Here is an 18121-nt window from a genome sequence, read left to right as displayed (position 1 = left end):
CGCCTCCCACCGATTGGGTCGCGGGTCGTGCCCGTCGTTTTTCGTGTTTCGTTTCTCGCTTCGTCGTTAGCGCACCGTTACCCGAGATGTCCCGCGCCGAAGCGGTCGTTGAACGTGTGAAATTGCTCCATGTACTTCTCGTAGCCCTGCTCGGCTGCAAAGCGCAGAGGATAGACTCGTTTGACGAGCACCTCGCGCACGTTCGGCTGAGTTTCGAGAATGCTCATGACTTCGTCGATGAATTCAGCCAGCGGCATGGCGTGCGGATCGTTGGCCTGCTGCTCGCCCATGAGTTCCGTCGCGACATACGGCGGCGCGATCTCGACGACATCGACCGGCGTGTCGCGCAATTGATAGCGCAGCGAATCGCTGAGCGCGTGAATGGCGGCCTTCGTTGCGCTGTAAGTCGGCGTATGTGCCAGCGTGAGGAACGCCAAGCCCGACGAGACCGTCATGACCGTCGACCTGGGCTGGCGCTTGAGCTGCGGCAGCAAAGCCGCGATCAAACGCAGCGGGGCCAGCAGATTCGTCGCGATCGTCGCCTCGGCGGTCGACAGATCGACTTCGTCGGCGCGCCAATCTTCCATCTGCATGATGCCGGCGTTGTTGAGCACCACGTTCAGCCGCGGGAATTCCTCGGCCATGCGCGCGGCGAACCGCTTGATCGCCGCGGGATCTTGGACGTCGAGCACCGCGGTCTTCATACCCGGGTTGGCCTCGGCTACCTTGCGCAGCGCGTCCTCGCGCCGGCCGGCAATGATGACCTCGTTGCCGCGACGATGAAAGGCCTCGGCCAATGCGCGCCCGATGCCGGACCCGCCGCCCGTGATGAGAATCGTGTTTCCGGTCACTTGCATGATGTTTCTCCCGTGGTTGACGAGGGCAAGAATAGACCCAATACTCTCATTTCGGAAGTAGGCACTTGTTTGTGCTGTACGAACATATTGGTAAGTAACTTACTAGTGGAAGCAACGAATCATGGCCACGCAGAAGCAAAAACGAGCGGGACGCGCCGTCGTGTTCGAATCGCCGACGGGAAGTCGCTCGACGCCGGAGATCGATGACGTCGTGATGGAGGTCATCGGGCGAGTCGCCGATAAATGGACGATGTGTGTGCTCGAAGTGCTGGAACAAAACGGCGTGCTGCGCTTTACCCGCATTGGAGAGCTCGTTGGCGGGATCAGCCAGCGCATGCTGACGAAAACATTGCGGCAGATGGAGGAAGACGGGTTCGTCACGCGCACCGTTTATCCGGAAGTGCCGCCGCGCGTGGAATATCAATTGACGGAGCTGGGGCGCAGCTTATGCGCGGCGTTTTGCGGCGTGTGGCTGTGGGCGGAAAAGCACTACGCGCAGTTGAAAGGGCTATCGAAGCGGCTCGAGACGTAACTTCGGCAGCGACGCTTTGGATCGCATGGATTTTGCGTCGATGGCCGGCGGCTAGGTTGCCGTCTTTGCGCGCGGTCCATGCAGCCGCATGCCGCGCGCGTTGGGTCACATGTCATTTCGCCGGCGGCGCATCGGCTGCGGCGTGTGCTTCGCCTATGGCCGCCGCGCCGTGCTTGGGACGGCGCACCACTCGGACTTTCCCGCTGCCGCCGCCACCGCAGAAGAAGCGGTCTTTTCCGTCCCATTCGAGGCCCGCCACGCCAACGCCCTCGGGCATGACGAGCGCCTCGACGACTTCACCCGTCTGTGCGTCGATATGCCTGATTTCGCTTTCGTCGCCTTCCCAGGTGCCGTGCCAAAGTTCGCCATCGGCCCAAGTGATGCCGGTGACGAATCGGTTCGATTCGATCGCTCGCAGGACCGCGCCCGTTTCGGGGTCGATTTGGAAGATCTTGCGTTCGGAGTACCGCCCAAGCCAAAGCGAGCCCTCGGCCCACGCGAGGCCCGAGTTGACGCCGCCGGGCGGTGCGGCGATGGTGGCGAGCACGGCGCCCGATTCGAGATCGATCTTTCGGATCGCTTCGCCGGCCAGCTGATAAAGGTGCTTGCCGTCGAAGGCCGTTCCGGCTGGGGCGGGAACGTCGATCGTCCGCTCAATTTGGCCGCTGGCGGGATCGAGCGCGCACAGCTTCTCCCCCACTGCCAGCCAGACGTTCCGGCCGTCGAACGTGACGCCGCCGACCGCGGCGATCCCCGGCAGGGGTCCGTATTCCTGAATGATTTCGGCGTTGGATAATTTCATAGTGCGCTCATCCTAGTCGCTGGCCATCGAGGTGGGGAGTAACAAAGCCGTCGCGAATCCGACGGCGGGCGGCGTCATCCATCTACGCGCCCGCCCTTCTCCTACCGATTGAATCTTGCCCTCCGACGCGAGCGCGTCGAGCGCACGCTGGACCGATCGCTGGCTAGCGCCCAGCGCCAGCGCGAGCGCGGAGCTCGACCACGACTCGCCATCGGCCATCAACGCCAGTACGGCCGCATGCTTTTCCTCGAACGGCCGCGCAAGCACGACGACATCGTGCGCGCCGCGCGGCATCAGCGCAAACCCGCGTTTAGTGGCGGTCACATCGGCAAGCGTCTTGAGCTGAGCGCGCAAGCGGCCGATTTCCACGCGTAGCCGGGCGCGGTGCGTTTCGTCGATGAATGTGCCGCGAAATGCCTGCGCGATCAGCGTTTCTCTCGGAACGTCGTCGGGCCACGCTTCGGCCAAGACTCGGGCGAGTGCAAACAACACGGGACGCGTGGCGAGCGGCACCGTCGTGCCGGCATCGCGGACGGCGTAGCGGCAAGCATCGACGATGATGCGCTTGGGGGAGGACAGCGCTTGCACCTCTTCGAGGGTCACGGCCCGCGTCTGGCCTCGCGCGATCAATCGCGCCGCCGGCGCGGCGAGAGACGTTTCAGCGCTTTCCACCTCGGCGCTCAAAGAGGCGATCCCCGACTCACGCGCGGCCTTTGCAGCCGTCTCCAAGGCGTCGCGCGCGAGCTGCGGTTGCAAACGCCGGATGGCGATGCCGGCGACGAGCAACGCATGACAGGCGCGCAGCGCGGCCGGCGCGTTCTCGGGCACACGCTGCGCGAGCGCTTGCTCCGCCTCTTCCAAACGCCCCAGGAGCAACGATCGCTTGGCCGAGAGATATCGCGCATGCGCCGCGTTGAGTCGATCGCCGTTCGCCTCCAGTGTCGCGCGCGCAGCATCGAGCGACTTCTCGGGCCAGCGCAGATCGCGCGCGGCAAGAGCGACTTCCGCTTCGGCGACGATGCACCGCGCGCGCGCCAGCGCTTGGCTCGGCCCGAAGGCGCGCGCCGCGCTGCGAAGCAGCCCTTTGGCCCGTGCGAGATCGCCGAGCTGCGCCATGGCGATGCCACGCAGCGCGAGCGCCGGCGCGTCCTCGCGCAGCGACACGCAATTGAGCGCGCCGATCGGATCGCCGGCGGCGAGGGAGCGCGCCGCGGCCGCGATCATCGAGTCCATTCGAATCCCGCCAAACTTGTCACTCCCACCGTTGGATGCCGGTCACTAATCTAGCACGTGACATGTCACCACATGTGGCCGTTCGTCCTGGCGCATCCGCGCGCCACGAAGCGACAAAGCGACGAACTTCAATGATTCAAAGGAGCAAACGATGACGACACATGCAACAGGAACGCGAGAGGAATGGCTGGCCGCACGCATCAAGCTGCTGGAAGCGGAGAAAGCGCTGACGCGCCACGGCGACGAACTCGTGCGCCAGCGACAAGCCTTGCCGTGGGTGCGCGTGGATCGAGACTATCGATTCGAAACGGAGAACGGACCGGCCACGCTCATCGATCTGTTCGATGGCCGCTCGCAACTGCTCGTCTATCACTTCATGTTCGGCCCGGATTACAAGGCGGGCTGCCCGTCGTGCTCGTCGATCGCCGATTCGTTCAACGGCGTGCACGTGCATCTGGCGAACCACGACGTGACGCTCACCGCTGTCTCGCGTGCGTCGATCGACAAACTGCAAGGGTATAAGCGGCGCATGGGATGGACGTTCCCGTGGGCATCGTCGGCCGACAGCAGCTTCAATTTCGACTTCAACGTGTCGTTCACCGAGATGCAACAGCGCGACGGCGAGATCGAATACAACTATGTGCGCGGCAGGCATGCGATGGACATGGAGCCCGCGCCCGCCCCCGTCAAAGCTTTCGCCGATACGTGCGGCACGGATGCGAAAACCTATGCCCGCGATCGGCCCGGCATCACCGCGTTCGTGCTCGAGGACGGTGCCGTTTATCACACGTATTCGACGTATGCTCGCGGCGTCGACGCCGTGTGGGGGATGTACCAATGGCTCGATCGCGCGCCGCTCGGCCGCAATGAAACCGGTGTTTGGTGGAAGCGGCATGACGAGTACGCGCCGCGTTGAGCCGGATCGTGTCGTGCGGTGACATCCGCTTTGACGCCGGTATCGAACGATGCCGCAACGACGGCCCGCCTGCCGCGCGGGCCGCTCGTTGTCTTTTCTTCGGGGTCATCGGGCTCGTCTTCATTGCCGGCATTGCAGGGACGATCGCGATGAGCCGATCGATGTCCGCGATGCCGGATATTCCAATGCCCGGCGATTGGGCGTTGTCCTCGATGTGGATGCCCGCGTCGACATGCGGACAAACATGGATCGGATCGGCCGCTGCGTTCGTCGCGATGTGGACCGTGATGATGATTCCGATGATGCTGCCATCGCTGACGCCGGCGCTATGGGTGCATTGGATGCACGCTCGGGGCATCGTTGGGCGGCGAGCGGCTTGGTCCACGCTATTGGTGGGCTTCGGTTATTTTGCTTTCTGGCTCGTTCTCGGCGTCGTCGTGTTCGCAGTGGGCGCCGCGCTGAGCGCGGGCTTACTTCGTTCGACAGTGCTTGCTCGATCGATGCCGGTGGTTTCAGGCGTTGTCATCGTGCTTGCGGGGTGCGTGCAATTCACGCCGTGGAAGGCGGGGCGTCTCGCATGCTGCCGGACGTCGCCGCTCGACGGCTTTGCACCGGTAAACAAGTGCTGTGCTGCGTTCCGGTATGGGTTTGCGCTCGCCGTTCACAGCGGCGTCTGCTGCGCGAATTGGATGGCGGTTCTTTTCTCGATCGGCATCATGGATCCACGCGCCATGCTTACTGTGACGGTGGCGATGCTCATCGAGCAGCGCGTCAAAGGTCACCGCCCACCCCTACGTAATCCTACGTAGCACCCTTAAGTAGTTATGCGCTTGCGGCCAATATACCGAGCGCGAATACTACGCCCGTCAATCGCACCCGATTTGCGTGAGGATGCCCCACCTCCTCCAAGCAAACATCGCGTTTGGCTCGATTCTTCCCACGAAAGTTCAAATAAAGACATCGAGCGGCGGCCCCTATTCGCGGGATGCCTCTCGCTTCATCGTCAGCCCTAAGGAGCAATCATGGAGACCTCCAACCCGCCACGCCGCGCGTGGTTGCCGTTGATTTTGCTGTTGCCCTACCTCGCCTTGCTTTGGCTGCCGTTCTACAACGGCGCGCATCCGTCGCTACTCGGCTTCCCGTTCTTCTACTGGTACCAGTTCCTCTGGGTGCCCATCACCTCGCTGTTGATGTACGCCGTTTACCGGAGCGCCAAATGACCGAGCCGACTTCGATCAATACCACTGCCCTAGCCATCTTCATCGTTTTCTTCGCGCTCATCACGGTGCTCGGCTTCGTCGCCGCACGCTGGAAACGAGGCGATCTCACGCAACTGCATGAATGGGGATTGGGCGGCCGTCAATTCGGCACCGTAATCTCGTGGTTCCTGGTAGGCGGCGATTTCTACACCGCCTATACGGTCATTGCCGTGCCCGCGCTCGTGTATTCAGTGGGCGCTTACGGGTTCTTCGCCCTGCCCTACACGATCATCGTCTATCCGTTCGTGTTCGCCGTCATGCCCAAGCTTTGGCAGGCATGTCATCGCGGCAATCACATCACCGCGGCCGACTATGTGCAAGGCGTGTTCGGCGGAAAGTGGTTCCCGGCCGCGATCGCGGTGACCGGCATCGTCGCCACGATGCCCTACATCGCACTCCAGCTCGTCGGCATGCAGGTCGTCATCAAGAGCTTGGGCGTTACGGGCGAGTTGCCGCTGATCGTCGCGTTTGTGATTCTCGCGCTCTATACGTATGCGAGCGGTCTGCGCGCGCCGGCCATGATCGCGTTCGTCAAAGACATCATGATCTATATCGTCGTGATCGTCGCGGTCTGCTGGATTCCGGTCAAGCTCGGCGGCTACGGCGCCCTGTTCGACACCGCGGACAAGTACTTCGCGGCGAAGGGCGGCGCGACGGGCATCTTGCTGAAGCCCTCGCAATTCACGGCCTATGCGACGCTCGCACTCGGGTCCGCGCTGGCGGCATTCATGTATCCGCACACGATGACGGGCGTGCTCTCGTCGAGCTCGGCGGCCACCGTCAAGAAGAACGCGATCTTTCTGCCGGCCTATACGGTACTGCTCGGGTTGATCGCGCTGCTGGGCTACATGGCGATCGCCGCGGGCGTGCATGTGAAGTCGCCGTCCGATGTCGTGCCGACGCTGTTCCTCACGTTGTTCCCGTCGTGGTTCGTCGGCTTCGCCGCCGCGGCCATCGCGATCAGCGCGCTCGTACCGGCCGCGATCATGTCGATCGGCGCAGCCAACCTGTTCACGCGCAATCTCTACAAGCCTTTGATCGCGCCGAACGCCACGCCGGAGAAAGAAGCGTCGAACGCCAAGCTCGTGTCGCTCGTCGTCAAGTTCGGTGCGTTGCTGTTCATCATCGCCTTGCCGACGCAATATGCGATCGACATGCAGCTGCTCGGCGGCGTGTGGATTCTGCAGATCTTCCCGGCGGTGGTGTTCTCGCTCTATACGCGGCGCCTCACGACGCAGGGCTTGTTCCTCGGCTGGCTGGCGGGGATCTCGATCGGTACGATTCTCGCCGCGATGCAAGGACTCAAGCCGGTCTATGCGCTGCATATCGCCGGCGCGACGTATCCGACGTACATCGGGTTGATCGCGCTCGCGGCTAACGTGGTCATCACGGTGGCCGTGTCGGCGGTCACGGCGAAGAGCCGCTCGGCCCAGCCGAACGTCGCCGCGCAGTAAGCGTCTTTTCTCTCGCAGCACGCAACGGCCATCGTCGATCGATGGCCGTTTTTTTATGCCGAGGCAGTTCGTTGTCGTTCGTGTATGCCCGCGCTATTTCCTAGGCATTAGCGCCGTCGCTTCGCTCGGCGATTCGCCTTGGCCGCCTGCCGAACATCGCGCGATCGAATAGCCAGACCGCGATAAGCGTCACCCCCATCAGCGGAAAGACGATTGCGAGCAGAACCAGCGCCGTCTTCCACGCACGCATGGGTGGCGCGCCCTGCTCTCGGTTCGGCGCGCCGAGCGCACCGGCTGGCCGGCGCTGCCACCACATCGCAAACCCCGTGACCGCCATCGCGGCCAGGCCCAGCGAAATCAGCGTGCAAACGATCTGATTGGCGAGCCCGAAGTAACGGCCCATGTGCAGCGATGTGCCGTACGACACCGCCTTCGCCACCGCCCCGTAGTCACGATAGCGAATGTCCTTCAGCACTGCCCCGGTGTATTGATCGAGGTACAGCGTGCGCTCGTTTTGCGGGTCGTCGGGGAAATAGCTGACGGTGTAGACGCCGTCGCTACCGCGCGGAAAGGCAATGTCGTAGCCATCGTCGAGCCCCATCTCGCGTAGCTGCGCGACGATGCGGCCGAGCGGCAAGGGTTCGGCCGCACCATGCGCCGGCGCGTGCGGGACAGGCACCGCACCTACCGCCCACGGTACGTTCGACAACGGCATGTCGTCCATCACCATGCCCGGCATCGAATCCATGTGCGCCGACATCTTCATCGCATGATGCTCGCCTGCATCGGCCTTGTCCGTCGTCGGTCCGGCCGCAGCTCGCACCGCCGACTTGTCCGCGCCCGGCGCCTGCGAATGCAGCGCCAACCCACCCCACGCGCCGGGCGGCGAACCGAGGTTCACGCTCGTCGCGAGCGCCTTGAATTGCTTGCCCCAAGAGCCCGTCCACGGCAATCCGGTCACGATGAATGCAAGCGCGCCCACGGCGAGCCAAATGCCCAACACCGCGTGGACGCTTTTCCACAGCGCGCGGCCGCTCATCGCGGCGTTGGGCCAGAATAAGTCGCGCATACGCACGCGAACACCACGCCTAGGCCACCAAAGCGCGACGCCCGTGCCGATCATGACGAGCGTCCAGCAAGCCGCCAACTCCATCAGCAATTCGCCCGGCTTGCCGAGCAACAGCTTGCGATGCAGCATCCGCACAACCTGCATGAACCGGCCTTCGACGCTCAGCGTGCCCAGTATCTCGCCTGAATACGGATTGACGTACACGCTCTCGCGATCCCCGCTCGGCAGCCGAAAGACGAACTCGGCGCTGTGCGCCGGATCGTTATCGACATGCGCGCTGCTCGGCGTGGCTCCAGGCGGCAGCGCCGCCGCCGCATTTCGCAGCAGCCGCTCCTCGGCGATCCGGGGCCTTGCCTCCGGCGCGACGATCAAGCGATGCGGATAGAGCAACGGTTCGATCTGCGGCTTGAAGCAGTACAACGTGCCGGTGACGGCGAGCACGATCAACAGCGGCATGACGAACAGCGCCGCATAAAAGTGCCATCGCCACAGCGTGCGGTAACCTGAATTTCGCATGGTCACATCCTCAATTTGGCATCGACGTAAAAGGTGCGGCCCGGATACGGGTGGTAGACGAAATAGCGCGCGTCGAATAGGTTGTCGACGCCCACGCCGATTTCGCTGCGCTTGGTCGGCTTGAACGAAAAGCGCGCGTCCGCCACCACGTATGTGCTGGTGCCGCCGAATACGTCGGGGTTCGTATCGGTGTTCGTGAGCGTGTTGTACTGGCGCCCCGAGTAGCGGCCGGCCAGCGTGACCGCCGCGCGTTCGTCGAAGCGATACGTCGCGGCCAAATCGGCGCGCCACAGCGGAATCCGGTAGAAATACTTCCCGACGGATGCCGGGTTCTGCGCATTGGCGAGAATGCGAGACTGGGTGTAGGCCATACTCGCCAGCAGATCGAGCCCGCGCACGCCGACGTCTTCCCCTTCGTAACTGAGTTCGACGCCGCGTGAACGCACCTTGCCGATGTTCTGGAAATTGGTGACGTTCGGAATCACCGTCGTATCGGTCTGGCTGAAGATTGCGTTTTTCACGTCATCCTGAAACAGCGACAACCGCCACAGGCCGTTCCAATGCGTCCACTCCGCGGTCAACTCCTTCGACAAATCGTCCTCGGGCGTGAGATTCGGATTGTTGTTGACGATCGATGTCCCGTTGATTTGCCCTTGGAACAATTCGCTCACCGTCGGGAACCGATAGGCGCGGCCAATGGATGCACGCAACGTGAGCGAGTCGGTCAGGTCGAACGACAGCGATGCCTTCGGTGAGATGTGGTGCTGATTCGATTGCGGATAGGGCAGCCCCGTCGCGCCGACCGCCTGCTTCCCGTCGTAGGCGTTCCAATCTTCGTAGCGGGCGCCGTAGACGAACTTCCAGCGCGGCAGGAAACGCCACGCATCTTGCGCATACAGGGCCTGCGTTCGCGTCTTGCCGCCGAATGCGTTCGCGAACGCACCGGCCGCCCCGTCGCGCCAGTTCGCCGTGCTGTACGTCTCGTTGCTTAGGCGATAGTCATCGTAGTGATAGCCGAAGGTGAGCCAATGATTGCGCCAGCCTGCGTCGCGCGAGGCCGGTGTCCACGTGGCCTTTAGATCGAGCGTCTTCCATCCTGTGCCGTCGCCGAACGTCACGACGCCTGGTCCGTTGCCTGGGCCACCCGCGTTGGCGGTGCGAGCGACGCTTGTCGACACGTCGTAGTAGGAAGCAATCGCTTCCGCATTCCACCCGGTGGCCTGGTGCGTACGCAGCGAAAGCCCGTAGAGCCAGTTCTCGTTCCAACCGAGGCTCGGCGCCAGCGCGGCGGTGGGGATCGCATATTCGTAGCCGCCGATATCGACCTTGCCGCTGTAGACGGGATTGCCTTTGGCATCCGTCAGAAACGTCGACGTTGCGCTGTTGTAGCTTTGGCGCCAATAGCCGAGCGTGAACGCGCCTTGCACCGTCGGCGTGAAATCGTATTGCGCCTTCAGCGTCAGTTGATCTTGAATCGTGTGCTCGATGCCCTCGCCGTTCACGCCGAGGACGGTCGTGGGCGCGTTGGTTTGATTGTTGTAGAAGTATGCGCCGGTGACCGGGGTGTCACCCGCCTTCGCCGGCGTGGACGACTTCGCCAACGTGGCGAACGACAAAGGCTGGCTCGTGTTTTCCAGGTGATTGACGCCTAGCCGAAACGAGAACTTGCCGATTCGGTTGCCGAGCGTCGCTGTCGCTTCGCTGCCGTTGAAATTCCCGTTGACGCCGAAGAGATCGAAGTGTTGCGTAAAGGCCTTCACCTCCGCATCGGCCTCGAACCGTTTCGGCATGCCGGTCGAAATCAGCACCGTCGCCCCGAGCGAATTGCCCGGATACAACGCGGAAAATGGTCCGTAAATGACGTCGACTCGTTGGATCTCGCCCGGATAGACCATCGACCAGCGAGGCGGAAAGGAATAGCTGTTTCCCAGCAAATTGCTGAGCAGCAGACCGTCGGCATAGACGAGCCCCCGCGCGCTTTGCGTATTGCTCGTGCCGCGCACGGCGATGATCGAATTCAGATCGCCGATGAAGCGCTTGCGCACCGCGAGGTTCGGCAAGTACTTCAGCGTGTCCTCGGTATTGACGACGTTCCAATTCGAAAACTTGTCACGCGTAACCGTTTCGACCGTGGCCGGCAGATTCGGGTCGATCGTTCGAGGGGCCGACCATCGGCTGGCCTCCCCGTTGGCGGTGACGACGACCGGGGGCAGCGTGACATCGGTTGAGGCGCCGTCTGCGTGCGCCAGTCGCGGCAGCAGCGAAACGGGCAAGAGTGCGAGCGTGACATGTCGAGCCCGCTTGCGGCGGCAAGCAGCTCGGCAGCCCGGTGCGAAAAAAGGCATCGGCTGTTCCTGAAAGCATGGGACGAACGACCGCACGCGCCGTTCATGGGCGCGCAACTAGCGGTCGGGCGAAGCGATCTTCAGGAAGCGAGCGGAGGCGCTCTGGGGCGCCCGGATGGGAAAGCGCCAAGCGGGGTGAAACGGATGGAAAGCACCGGCGCGGCCATGGTCATGACCAACGTCGTCGTTTGCACGACGACGGGCGATACCGAGGGCATCGGCGCATGGGTGGCAAGCAGGTCGCAATAGCCGCACGCCGACAAAGGATTGGCCGCGATCTCGTGCTGCGGCATATCGACGGGGGTTGCGGCGGAGCATAGGGGCGCGACGGGTTCGTGCGCGCGCGATGCAACGACGAGCTGACTCACGAGCGGCACGCAGACGACGAGCCACATGGCGATGAGGCCAAGCCATGCGGTCATGCGGGCGTGTCGGCGAAGGTTCATGTCGTCGGAAAATGCTCGGGCGTCGCGGAGTCTAGCATCGGAAAAAGGGCATGGCTAGCGCCGCTATCCGCGATTTTGCCACCGCTTGCTGCCGTTCGCTGACGCTCAGGTCTTCCCGGCGCAGTGCCCTCGCGTTACTCCGTGAACGGCAACGGCTGATCCTCGCTCGCCCGCATGGAGAAAACGTTCAGCGTCATGGCCACCAGCGCGTAATAGCCGAGCAAACCCACAAGATTGACCGTGGTTTCATGGCCGAAGCGCTTCTCGGCCTTTTCGAATGTCATATCGGAAACACGCTTCGCGGCGTACAACTCGGTGGCGAAGTCGTAGATCAGCGCCTCGTCGAGATCGGCAAACGCGGGGCGCCGCCCCTCGAGCAGCGCCTCGCCTACGTCGACCGACACGCCGGCTTCTAGCGCGATCGGATAGTGAATCTGCCACTCTGCCTGCGCACGCCACTGCGCCGCCGTGATCAGGATCGCCAACTCGGATAGCCGCAACGGCAGTCCCGTTCGATACCGGCAAAACGCCCCGAGCCGCTGCGCGTGTTCCGCCAGTTCGGGGCTGGCGATCCACGCGAGAAACGGGCCGTCGAGATTGCCCCGCGGCCCCGACAAAATCTCGTCCAGCACCGCCTCCTGCTCGGGCGTGGCGGCAGCCCGATCGAACGGGGGCAGGCGCGCGGCGTTTCGTTCAGTCGTCATCGATCTCGATCCTTCATGGTGCGGCTCTGCCGCGATACGGTTTATGAGGCGCTTGCCGCCAATGCGCCGGTTGAAACCAACGCTGCATCGATCGCATCGCCTAAGCGCTCGACGATACGCTCGATATCGCTCGGCGTGCAGATGAACGGCGGTGCGAGCAAGACATGATCGCCAAGTTTGCCGTCGATCGTACCGCCCATCGGATAGACCATCAATCCGCGCGTCATCGCTTCCTGCTTGATGGCCGCGTTCAGCTTGCGCTGCGGCTCGAACGGAGCTTTGCTTGTACGGTCCCGAACAAGCTCCACGCCAACGAATAGCCCGCGCCCGCGAATATCGCCGATATGCGCGTCGTCGCCTAGACGCGCACGCAGCGCCGCGCGCAACTGCTCGCCGCGCGCCTGCACATTGGCAAGAAGGTTGTCCTCGTCGATCACGCGCTGCACTTCGAGCGCCGCCGCGCAAGCGGTCGCGTGGCCCATATACGTGTGGCCGTGCTGAAAAAATCCCGAGCCGTCGACGATCGCATCGTAGATGCGGTCGCTGGCGAGCGTCGCGCCGATCGGCTGATAGCCCGCGCCGAGCCCCTTGGCGATGGTGAGCAGATCGGGCGTGACGCCCTCTTCCTCGCATGCATAGAGGCGGCCTGTGCGTCCCATGCCGCACATCACTTCGTCGAGAATCAACAAGACACCGTACTTGTCGCACACTGCGCGAATCTTGCGGAAGTAGCCGGCGACGGGCGGCACCGCCCCCATCGTGGCGCCGACCACCGTTTCGGCGACGAATGCCGCCACTGTGTCGCCACCGAGTTCGAGAATCTTGCTTTCGAGTTCATCGGCCAGGCGCTGCGCATAGGCTTCGTCAGATTCGCCCGCCAGCCGATCGCGATACACGTAGCAGGGGCTGACGTGATGCGCGTCGATCAAGAGCGGCAGGAACGGCTCGCGCCGCCACGCATTGCCGCCGATGGCGAGCGCGCCGAGCGTGTTCCCGTGGTAACTCTGCCGGCGCGCGATGAAATGCTTACGCTGCGGTTGGCCGATTTCGACGAAATATTGACGCGCGAGCTTGAGCGCGGCCTCCATCGCCTCCGATCCGCCCGAGACGAAATAGGCGTGACCGATACCGCTGGGCGCCGTGCTCACGAGCTGCTCGGCCAGCGCTTCCGCCACCTGCGTCGTAAAGAACGATGTATGCGCGTAAGCGAGCTGTCGAGCTTGCCGCTCGATGGCCTCGACCACGCGACGATGGCTATGACCCAGGCACGACACGGCCGCGCCGCCGCTCGCATCGATGTATCGCTTGCCGGTGGAATCGATGATCTCGATGCCGTCGCCCGCCACCGCCGCAGGCAAGGACTTTTTCGGCATTCGGTGAAATACGTAGGACATGCAGTACCTCGAAATCGTAGGTGAAACGGCGGGCGTCGTCGTAGAGCCGATTAGCCGGCGGCGACGCCCGCCGTGCGAGAAATGAATTGCTCGAACACAAGCACGCCGTGCTGATGCACCTCGAACGCTACTCCGTCGCGATCGGTGCGCATGAGGGCGGTCGCCAGCGTATTCTCATCGTCTGGGTCACGCGGGTCGTCGCGATAGATCGGCAAGCCCGCCTGCGCCCGGTCCCGCAGCACCCGCAACAACGTTTCGTTGTCCGAACGAGCGCCTAGCTGAGGCAGCAGTTCGGCGAGCCGCCCTTGCCTGTCGCGCGACGAATCGGTAACCACTTGAAGCTCGAGTTCGTGTTCCCGATGAACCAGATGGTTGGCATGACCGAATAAGCGTCCGACGTTGGTGTTTTGCCCGCCCACGCGTTCGATCGAACATCGACGCGGCGTCGCTTCGATACTGAATATATGGGCCTCTCCCGCGCAGCCGATCGTGTGATGAAAGCCACTCGCACGAGGCGCATCTCGCAGCATTGCGACCGCTTCGTCGAGCGAAACCGCGTCCAACACTGCGCGCGCAAGAATCATGCGTGGCACGCCCGGAGCGGTGTGCACGATGCGCAGATTGTTGATCGCTTGGGCGATGCCGGCGCGATTCACCGCGAATGTATGGCCCGGCAGCGACCCCGGATAGTAGAAGCTCACGAAGCCGGGGCGGCCTGTCGGGCGCACATCGACCAGCATGCACTTGTCTCTTAGATGCGGATCGCCGTCTTCGTTGTGCGCGATTACGCCGCCCGTGCCGCCCATGCTTCGCTCGGCAGCGAGCGTCGTGCAGCCGTCCGGTGCGCGATGTGTCAACTCGCCGCGACAGTTCCACAGAAAGAGATCGTCGCCAGGCCAGCCCAGCGCAGCCGCCATGGCATCGAGTTCCGCGACGTAAGCCGGGTAACGCTCGGACGCGACCTTGCGGAGCGCCCCCACGAACGGCGTTCCCCTCCATTGACGCAGGCGGGCCCAAGCAGCGCTTTGCTGCATGTAAGCATCGAAGACCGGCTTAGCGAGCTCACCTAGCGCCCGCCCGATCTGGGCCGAATCGCCCGCGATGGTGAAGCAATTCAATTGCGGCATCACTGATCTGCTATCAAACGTACGTTCAACCAAGACGACCTACGCGACGTGCTTCAGAAAATTCTGCAACCGCACCGTCGGTGGCTGATCGAGCAACGCGGCAGGCTGACCGTCTTCGACGATCGTGCCTTGATCCATGAACAATAAACGCGTACCCACGCGTCGCGCGAATCCAACCTCGTGCGTCACGACAATCATGGTCATGCCTTCGGTTGCCAGATCTTGCATGACCTTGAGCACTTCATGACGCAGTTCGGGATCGAGCGCCGAGGTCGGCTCGTCGAACAGCATCAGTTTCGGCCGAATCGCCAGCGCCCGCGCGATGGCGACGCGTTGCTGCTGCCCGCCCGAAAGCTCGGAGGGATAATGCCCCGCGCGCTCGGCCAAGCCCACTTTGCGCAGCAGCGCCAACGCTTGCTCGCGCGCCTCCGCTCGCGTTGCACCGCGCACTTGAATCGGCCCGAACATGACATTCTCGAGCGCCGTCATCTGCGGAAACAGATTGAACTGCTGAAACACCATGCCAGCCTCGAGACGGATACGGTGAATGTCGGCCGATCGCCCCTTCACGCTCAAACCGTCGACCAGCAGATCGCCGCCGGAGATTTTCTCGAGCGCATTGATGCATCGAAGCATTGTCGACTTGCCGGACCCTGACGGCCCGAGCACCACCACCACCTCGCCGGCATCGATGCGAAGGTCGATGTCTTTAAGGACCGTGACGTGTCCGAAGTTCTTCGACACCGATTTGAATTCGACCATGCTCATAGCATCCGCATCCTTTTTTCGACCATTCGAAGTCCGAGCGTCATGACGCCCGTCAGAACGAGGTATATGCAGGCGACCGCCGTCCAGATTTCCACCGCGCGGAAATTGCCGGCGATGATCTCTTGACCCTTGCGCGTCAGTTCGCCGACGCCGATGACGATGAACAGCGACGTATCTTTCAGGCTTACGATGCACTGATTGCCGAGCGGCGGAATCAGGCGTCGAAACGCGAGCGGGCCGACGATCTTGAGCAAGGTGCGCGGCATGGACAGCCCCATGGCGAGACCCGCTTCGGTGAGCCCGCGCGGAATGGACAAGAATGCGCCGCGCACGACTTCGCCGAGATACGCCCCCGAGTTCACCGCGATGGCAATGACAGCCGCGGTGAGCCCGTCGATGCGAATGTGCGCGAGCAGCGGCAACGCGAAATACAGAAACATGACCTGCACGACGATGGGCGTGCCGCGAATCAGCTCGATGTAAGCTTGTGCCGCCACGTTGAGAAGGAGCGGACCGTATGCCCGGGCCAGCCCCGCCAATAGGCCGATCACCGAGCCGCCGATAAGGCCCAGAACGGCGATCATGACCGTGAGCTTCACGCCGTCCAAAAGGTCCGGCAATGCGCTCCAGATTACCGATGAATCGAAATCCACTGCTTGGCTCCCGCTATCGGAGAAGTAGGCGGCGCGCGCCCGCGCGCCGCTGGACATGCCATTAATGCGCCTGCCAACTTAGGCGATTACTGGGCATCAGGACTTCGGGGGTTCCGAGCCGAACCACTTGCGATAGAGCGTCGCGTAGCGGCCGTCGGCCTTCATCCGCTTCAACTCCGCATTGACCTTCGGTACGAGTTCGCTTCCTTTCGGAAAACCGATACCGTACTTGTCGCCGCTCACGGGTGCGCCGGCCACCTTCACCTTGCCTTTGCCCGCCGTGTTGACGAAGAACTGAACGTTGGGCGTGTCGTGCATCGCGGCGTCGACGCGGCCCGCTTCGAGCGCCATGTAGGCCTCGTCGGTGTTCGGGAACTGACGGATCTCGGCGGGCTTCAAGTGCGCCTTGATCCAGTCGATCGTGGCCGTGCCCGTCTTCGCCGCGATGACCTTGCCGTTCAGGTCGTCCATCGAATGGATCGTCGTGTTGTCGACGCGCACCATCGCCGCCAGACCGCTGTCGTAGTAGGGATCGGAGAAGTCGATCACTTTCCTGCGCTCCTCCTTGATGGTCATGCCGGAAAGCGCGACATCGATGTTGTGCGTTTGGAGCCCGGGGATGAGGCCCGCGAAATCCATCGGTTGAAGCGTGTACTTCAGATTCAAGTCCTTTGCGATTTCGGTCCAGAGGTCGATATCGAAGCCGACGTACTTGTCGCCTTGCTTGAATTCGAACGGCATGAACGATGTATCGACGCCGACGGTGAGCGTGCTTTCCGCATGCGCGGGCATGAGCGCCGCCGACCCGAACAGCGTCGCGGCGATCAACGACATCAAAAAGGAACGACGTCCCATAGTGGCCTCCACTGCCAGTTGAACTGCTGAACGCCCGGCGCGCATATGCGGAGCGCTCGGACGGAAACGACAAACGCCTGCGACAACGAAGTGAAGGCTCGCCCGGAGGCAGTGCGCACGCCCATTACAACGATAGGTGTGCATTTATACTTCGTCGCAACATATGTTGTCAACGCGAATGCTAGCTCGCCAATAAAGAACGTCAAGGGGGAGAAACGTGGGGGCGACGCGCGGCGATCGGGCGGAGAAGGCCGCGGCGTATGGGGTTTAGCGGGAAAGGAGGGAGGACTTGGAGAAAGGGAAAACCCTAGCGGCGTTAGGTTGCGGCGTTAGGGTCGGGGAGATTGGTTGGATGAATCGTGGGTCGGGTGGGAGTGGGCGCCGCGTTCGATCGGGCGGTTTTGCTGCTTGTCGGTTGTTCGTGCTGGTGATTGCTGCGTCTATCGCTCGACGCGGGCGACGCCAGGCCATTTCGCGAACGCGAAGACCCAAAGCATGATGAGGTTGACGATCGGAATGAACATGGTGACGAGCCACCACGCCGAATGTCCCGTACGTCGGAGAATTCTGACGTAGGGATACAGCATCGCGATGACGACAGCGATAACGATGATCCAGTATCCGGGACTCATTGCGTGCATTGGCCGAAGAACGCTCGTAACCTCCGCTCGAGGTTCACTATATGCTCGCCGACCTCCAGATCCAAAGGCCAGTACTCGATAACGAGGCGAGCGACTCGATGGCAATCAGTCGCAGTCGGCGCGGTGCCCTCGAGACAGGCTACATACTCGTTTAGCGCAGCAAGCACGCGCTTACGCTGCTCGGCAGGCACGCCGTCTCTATCGGTCAGTTGCGACACCTGGTCGATAACGGCGTTCAGTTCTGCCGAGAGCGCTTCCAAATCAAAGATGCCGTCTGTAATCCAACTTCGTCTTGGGAACATGCCTCTCCCCCTGAAAGCGGTCAAGTCATCTATCGATTGGGTGGTGGTTTCGTCGATCCGGCGACCAGCATATGCTTGTGCAACTCGCAAATACATTCATCGTGCCAGCCGTAATGCGGATCGCTGCAAACGGAACGTTGAACTGGAGACGCGATGGTGACTTGCGGCAAGTGCAGGTCGTCGCGCAAGGCGACAAAGACGGAGCCTTTAGCCGGCCAATCGGTTCGAGTCGGGCCGTCGAGGATGAC

20 protein-coding genes are annotated in these 18121 nt (G+C 62.6%); 5 read left to right on the top strand and 15 right to left on the bottom strand.

Annotated features, from left to right (window positions below; all coding sequences use genetic code 11):
• Window positions 1-77: 77 nt before the first annotated feature.
• Window positions 78-857: an SDR family oxidoreductase gene (locus tag ACTHNR_RS07660; protein WP_440546971.1), complete on the bottom strand. Its 780-nt coding sequence runs from the start codon at window positions 855-857 to the stop codon at window positions 78-80.
• Window positions 858-978: 121 nt separating this feature from the next.
• Between ACTHNR_RS07660 and ACTHNR_RS07655 the strand changes: the two genes are divergently transcribed.
• Window positions 979-1389, top strand: a complete 411-nt coding sequence (locus ACTHNR_RS07655) for a winged helix-turn-helix transcriptional regulator (RefSeq protein WP_440546970.1) — start codon at window positions 979-981, stop codon at window positions 1387-1389.
• Window positions 1390-1501: 112 nt separating this feature from the next.
• Here the strand turns inward: ACTHNR_RS07655 and ACTHNR_RS07650 are convergent, their stop codons facing one another.
• Together ACTHNR_RS07650 and ACTHNR_RS07645 are read right to left on the bottom strand one after the other, a co-directional pair.
• Window positions 1502-2191: a Vgb family protein gene (locus ACTHNR_RS07650; protein ID WP_440546969.1), complete on the bottom strand. Its 690-nt coding sequence runs from the start codon at window positions 2189-2191 to the stop codon at window positions 1502-1504.
• A 12-nt stretch (window positions 2192-2203) separates the two neighbouring features.
• A complete protein-coding gene (locus ACTHNR_RS07645; RefSeq protein WP_440546968.1) occupies window positions 2204-3424 on the bottom strand; it encodes a helix-turn-helix domain-containing protein in 1221 nt (406 codons plus the stop codon).
• A 151-nt stretch (window positions 3425-3575) separates the two neighbouring features.
• On the opposite strand from ACTHNR_RS07645, the gene ACTHNR_RS07640 reads away from it, so the two are divergent.
• From ACTHNR_RS07640 to mctP, 4 genes are all read left to right on the top strand, one after another.
• The gene (locus tag ACTHNR_RS07640) at window positions 3576-4340 is read left to right on the top strand and encodes a DUF899 domain-containing protein (RefSeq protein WP_440546967.1); all 765 of its coding nucleotides are present in this window, start codon (window positions 3576-3578) and stop codon (window positions 4338-4340) included.
• A gap of 170 nt (window positions 4341-4510) precedes the next feature.
• Entirely contained in the window at window positions 4511-5149 is a 639-nt protein-coding gene (locus tag ACTHNR_RS07635) for a copper chaperone (protein WP_440546966.1), read from the top strand.
• A 213-nt stretch (window positions 5150-5362) separates the two neighbouring features.
• The gene (locus tag ACTHNR_RS07630) at window positions 5363-5560 is read left to right on the top strand and encodes a DUF3311 domain-containing protein (RefSeq protein WP_440546965.1); all 198 of its coding nucleotides are present in this window, start codon (window positions 5363-5365) and stop codon (window positions 5558-5560) included.
• Window positions 5557-7053 carry a monocarboxylate uptake permease MctP gene (gene mctP, locus ACTHNR_RS07625; RefSeq protein WP_440546964.1) on the top strand — a complete coding sequence of 499 codons (1497 nt, stop codon included), beginning with the start codon at window positions 5557-5559 and terminating at the stop codon, window positions 7051-7053. Before ACTHNR_RS07630 ends, mctP begins: the two co-directional genes overlap by 4 nt.
• Before the next feature lie 100 nt (window positions 7054-7153).
• Here the strand turns inward: mctP and ACTHNR_RS07620 are convergent, their stop codons facing one another.
• The 12 genes from ACTHNR_RS07620 to ACTHNR_RS07565 all read right to left on the bottom strand — a co-directional run.
• Complete coding sequence (locus ACTHNR_RS07620; RefSeq protein ID WP_440546963.1) at window positions 7154-8638, bottom strand: PepSY-associated TM helix domain-containing protein; 1485 nt, start codon at window positions 8636-8638, stop codon at window positions 7154-7156.
• A gap of 2 nt (window positions 8639-8640) precedes the next feature.
• Window positions 8641-10983 carry a TonB-dependent receptor gene (locus ACTHNR_RS07615; protein WP_440546962.1) on the bottom strand — a complete coding sequence of 781 codons (2343 nt, stop codon included), beginning with the start codon at window positions 10981-10983 and terminating at the stop codon, window positions 8641-8643.
• A gap of 80 nt (window positions 10984-11063) precedes the next feature.
• A complete protein-coding gene (locus ACTHNR_RS07610; RefSeq protein WP_440546961.1) occupies window positions 11064-11405 on the bottom strand; it encodes a DUF2946 domain-containing protein in 342 nt (113 codons plus the stop codon).
• A 158-nt stretch (window positions 11406-11563) separates the two neighbouring features.
• Window positions 11564-12133 carry a carboxymuconolactone decarboxylase family protein gene (locus tag ACTHNR_RS07605; protein WP_440546960.1) on the bottom strand — a complete coding sequence of 190 codons (570 nt, stop codon included), beginning with the start codon at window positions 12131-12133 and terminating at the stop codon, window positions 11564-11566.
• Between the two features lie 41 nt (window positions 12134-12174).
• Window positions 12175-13527: an aspartate aminotransferase family protein gene (locus ACTHNR_RS07600; RefSeq protein ID WP_440546959.1), complete on the bottom strand. Its 1353-nt coding sequence runs from the start codon at window positions 13525-13527 to the stop codon at window positions 12175-12177.
• A gap of 50 nt (window positions 13528-13577) precedes the next feature.
• Entirely contained in the window at window positions 13578-14654 is a 1077-nt protein-coding gene (locus ACTHNR_RS07595) for a C45 family autoproteolytic acyltransferase/hydolase (RefSeq protein WP_440546958.1), read from the bottom strand.
• A 39-nt stretch (window positions 14655-14693) separates the two neighbouring features.
• Window positions 14694-15422, bottom strand: a complete 729-nt coding sequence (gene glnQ / locus ACTHNR_RS07590; protein ID WP_440546957.1) for a glutamine ABC transporter ATP-binding protein GlnQ — start codon at window positions 15420-15422, stop codon at window positions 14694-14696.
• Window positions 15419-16075: a glutamine ABC transporter permease GlnP gene (glnP, locus tag ACTHNR_RS07585; protein WP_440547008.1), complete on the bottom strand. Its 657-nt coding sequence runs from the start codon at window positions 16073-16075 to the stop codon at window positions 15419-15421. Before glnP ends, glnQ begins: the two co-directional genes overlap by 4 nt.
• A gap of 96 nt (window positions 16076-16171) precedes the next feature.
• Window positions 16172-16930 carry a glutamine ABC transporter substrate-binding protein GlnH gene (gene glnH / locus ACTHNR_RS07580; RefSeq protein WP_440546956.1) on the bottom strand — a complete coding sequence of 253 codons (759 nt, stop codon included), beginning with the start codon at window positions 16928-16930 and terminating at the stop codon, window positions 16172-16174.
• A 440-nt stretch (window positions 16931-17370) separates the two neighbouring features.
• Window positions 17371-17562, bottom strand: coding sequence for a hypothetical protein (locus ACTHNR_RS07575; protein ID WP_440547007.1), 192 nt, complete (start codon window positions 17560-17562; stop codon window positions 17371-17373).
• Window positions 17559-17873 (bottom strand): hypothetical protein, encoded by a 315-nt coding sequence (locus tag ACTHNR_RS07570; RefSeq protein ID WP_440546955.1) that lies wholly within the window; start codon window positions 17871-17873, stop codon window positions 17559-17561. The genes ACTHNR_RS07575 and ACTHNR_RS07570 overlap by 4 nt, the downstream gene beginning before the upstream one ends.
• Window positions 17874-17902: 29 nt before the next feature.
• Window positions 17903-18121: hypothetical protein (locus tag ACTHNR_RS07565; RefSeq protein WP_440546954.1), on the bottom strand; the 219-nt coding region annotated here is incomplete at its 5' end.

This window comes from Trinickia sp., assembly GCF_051954495.1.
Classification (GTDB): Bacteria; Pseudomonadota; Gammaproteobacteria; order Burkholderiales; family Burkholderiaceae; genus Trinickia.
Note: the sequence above shows the minus strand (reverse complement) of the source record. Positions and strands in the feature narration are given on the sequence as shown.

Excerpts from the sequence above, each read along its gene's own strand:
- ACTHNR_RS07660 (WP_440546971.1), bottom strand. The coding sequence starts at position 857 with ATGCAAGTGACCGGAAACACGATTCTCATCACGGGCGGCGGGTCCGGC.
- ACTHNR_RS07655 (WP_440546970.1), top strand. The coding sequence starts at position 979 with ATGGCCACGCAGAAGCAAAAACGAGCGGGACGCGCCGTCGTGTTCGAA.
- ACTHNR_RS07650 (WP_440546969.1), bottom strand. The coding sequence starts at position 2,191 with ATGAAATTATCCAACGCCGAAATCATTCAGGAATACGGACCCCTGCCG.
- ACTHNR_RS07645 (WP_440546968.1), bottom strand. The coding sequence starts at position 3,424 with ATGGACTCGATGATCGCGGCCGCGGCGCGCTCCCTCGCCGCCGGCGAT.
- ACTHNR_RS07640 (WP_440546967.1), top strand. The coding sequence starts at position 3,576 with ATGACGACACATGCAACAGGAACGCGAGAGGAATGGCTGGCCGCACGC.
- ACTHNR_RS07635 (WP_440546966.1), top strand. The coding sequence starts at position 4,511 with ATGCCGGATATTCCAATGCCCGGCGATTGGGCGTTGTCCTCGATGTGG.
- ACTHNR_RS07630 (WP_440546965.1), top strand. The coding sequence starts at position 5,363 with ATGGAGACCTCCAACCCGCCACGCCGCGCGTGGTTGCCGTTGATTTTG.
- mctP (WP_440546964.1), top strand. The coding sequence starts at position 5,557 with ATGACCGAGCCGACTTCGATCAATACCACTGCCCTAGCCATCTTCATC.
- ACTHNR_RS07620 (WP_440546963.1), bottom strand. The coding sequence starts at position 8,638 with ATGCGAAATTCAGGTTACCGCACGCTGTGGCGATGGCACTTTTATGCG.
- ACTHNR_RS07615 (WP_440546962.1), bottom strand. The coding sequence starts at position 10,983 with ATGCCTTTTTTCGCACCGGGCTGCCGAGCTGCTTGCCGCCGCAAGCGG.
- ACTHNR_RS07610 (WP_440546961.1), bottom strand. The coding sequence starts at position 11,405 with ATGACCGCATGGCTTGGCCTCATCGCCATGTGGCTCGTCGTCTGCGTG.
- ACTHNR_RS07605 (WP_440546960.1), bottom strand. The coding sequence starts at position 12,133 with ATGACGACTGAACGAAACGCCGCGCGCCTGCCCCCGTTCGATCGGGCT.
- ACTHNR_RS07600 (WP_440546959.1), bottom strand. The coding sequence starts at position 13,527 with ATGTCCTACGTATTTCACCGAATGCCGAAAAAGTCCTTGCCTGCGGCG.
- ACTHNR_RS07595 (WP_440546958.1), bottom strand. The coding sequence starts at position 14,654 with ATGCCGCAATTGAATTGCTTCACCATCGCGGGCGATTCGGCCCAGATC.
- glnQ (WP_440546957.1), bottom strand. The coding sequence starts at position 15,422 with ATGAGCATGGTCGAATTCAAATCGGTGTCGAAGAACTTCGGACACGTC.
- glnH (WP_440546956.1), bottom strand. The coding sequence starts at position 16,930 with ATGGGACGTCGTTCCTTTTTGATGTCGTTGATCGCCGCGACGCTGTTC.
- ACTHNR_RS07575 (WP_440547007.1), bottom strand. The coding sequence starts at position 17,562 with ATGAGTCCCGGATACTGGATCATCGTTATCGCTGTCGTCATCGCGATG.
- ACTHNR_RS07570 (WP_440546955.1), bottom strand. The coding sequence starts at position 17,873 with ATGTTCCCAAGACGAAGTTGGATTACAGACGGCATCTTTGATTTGGAA.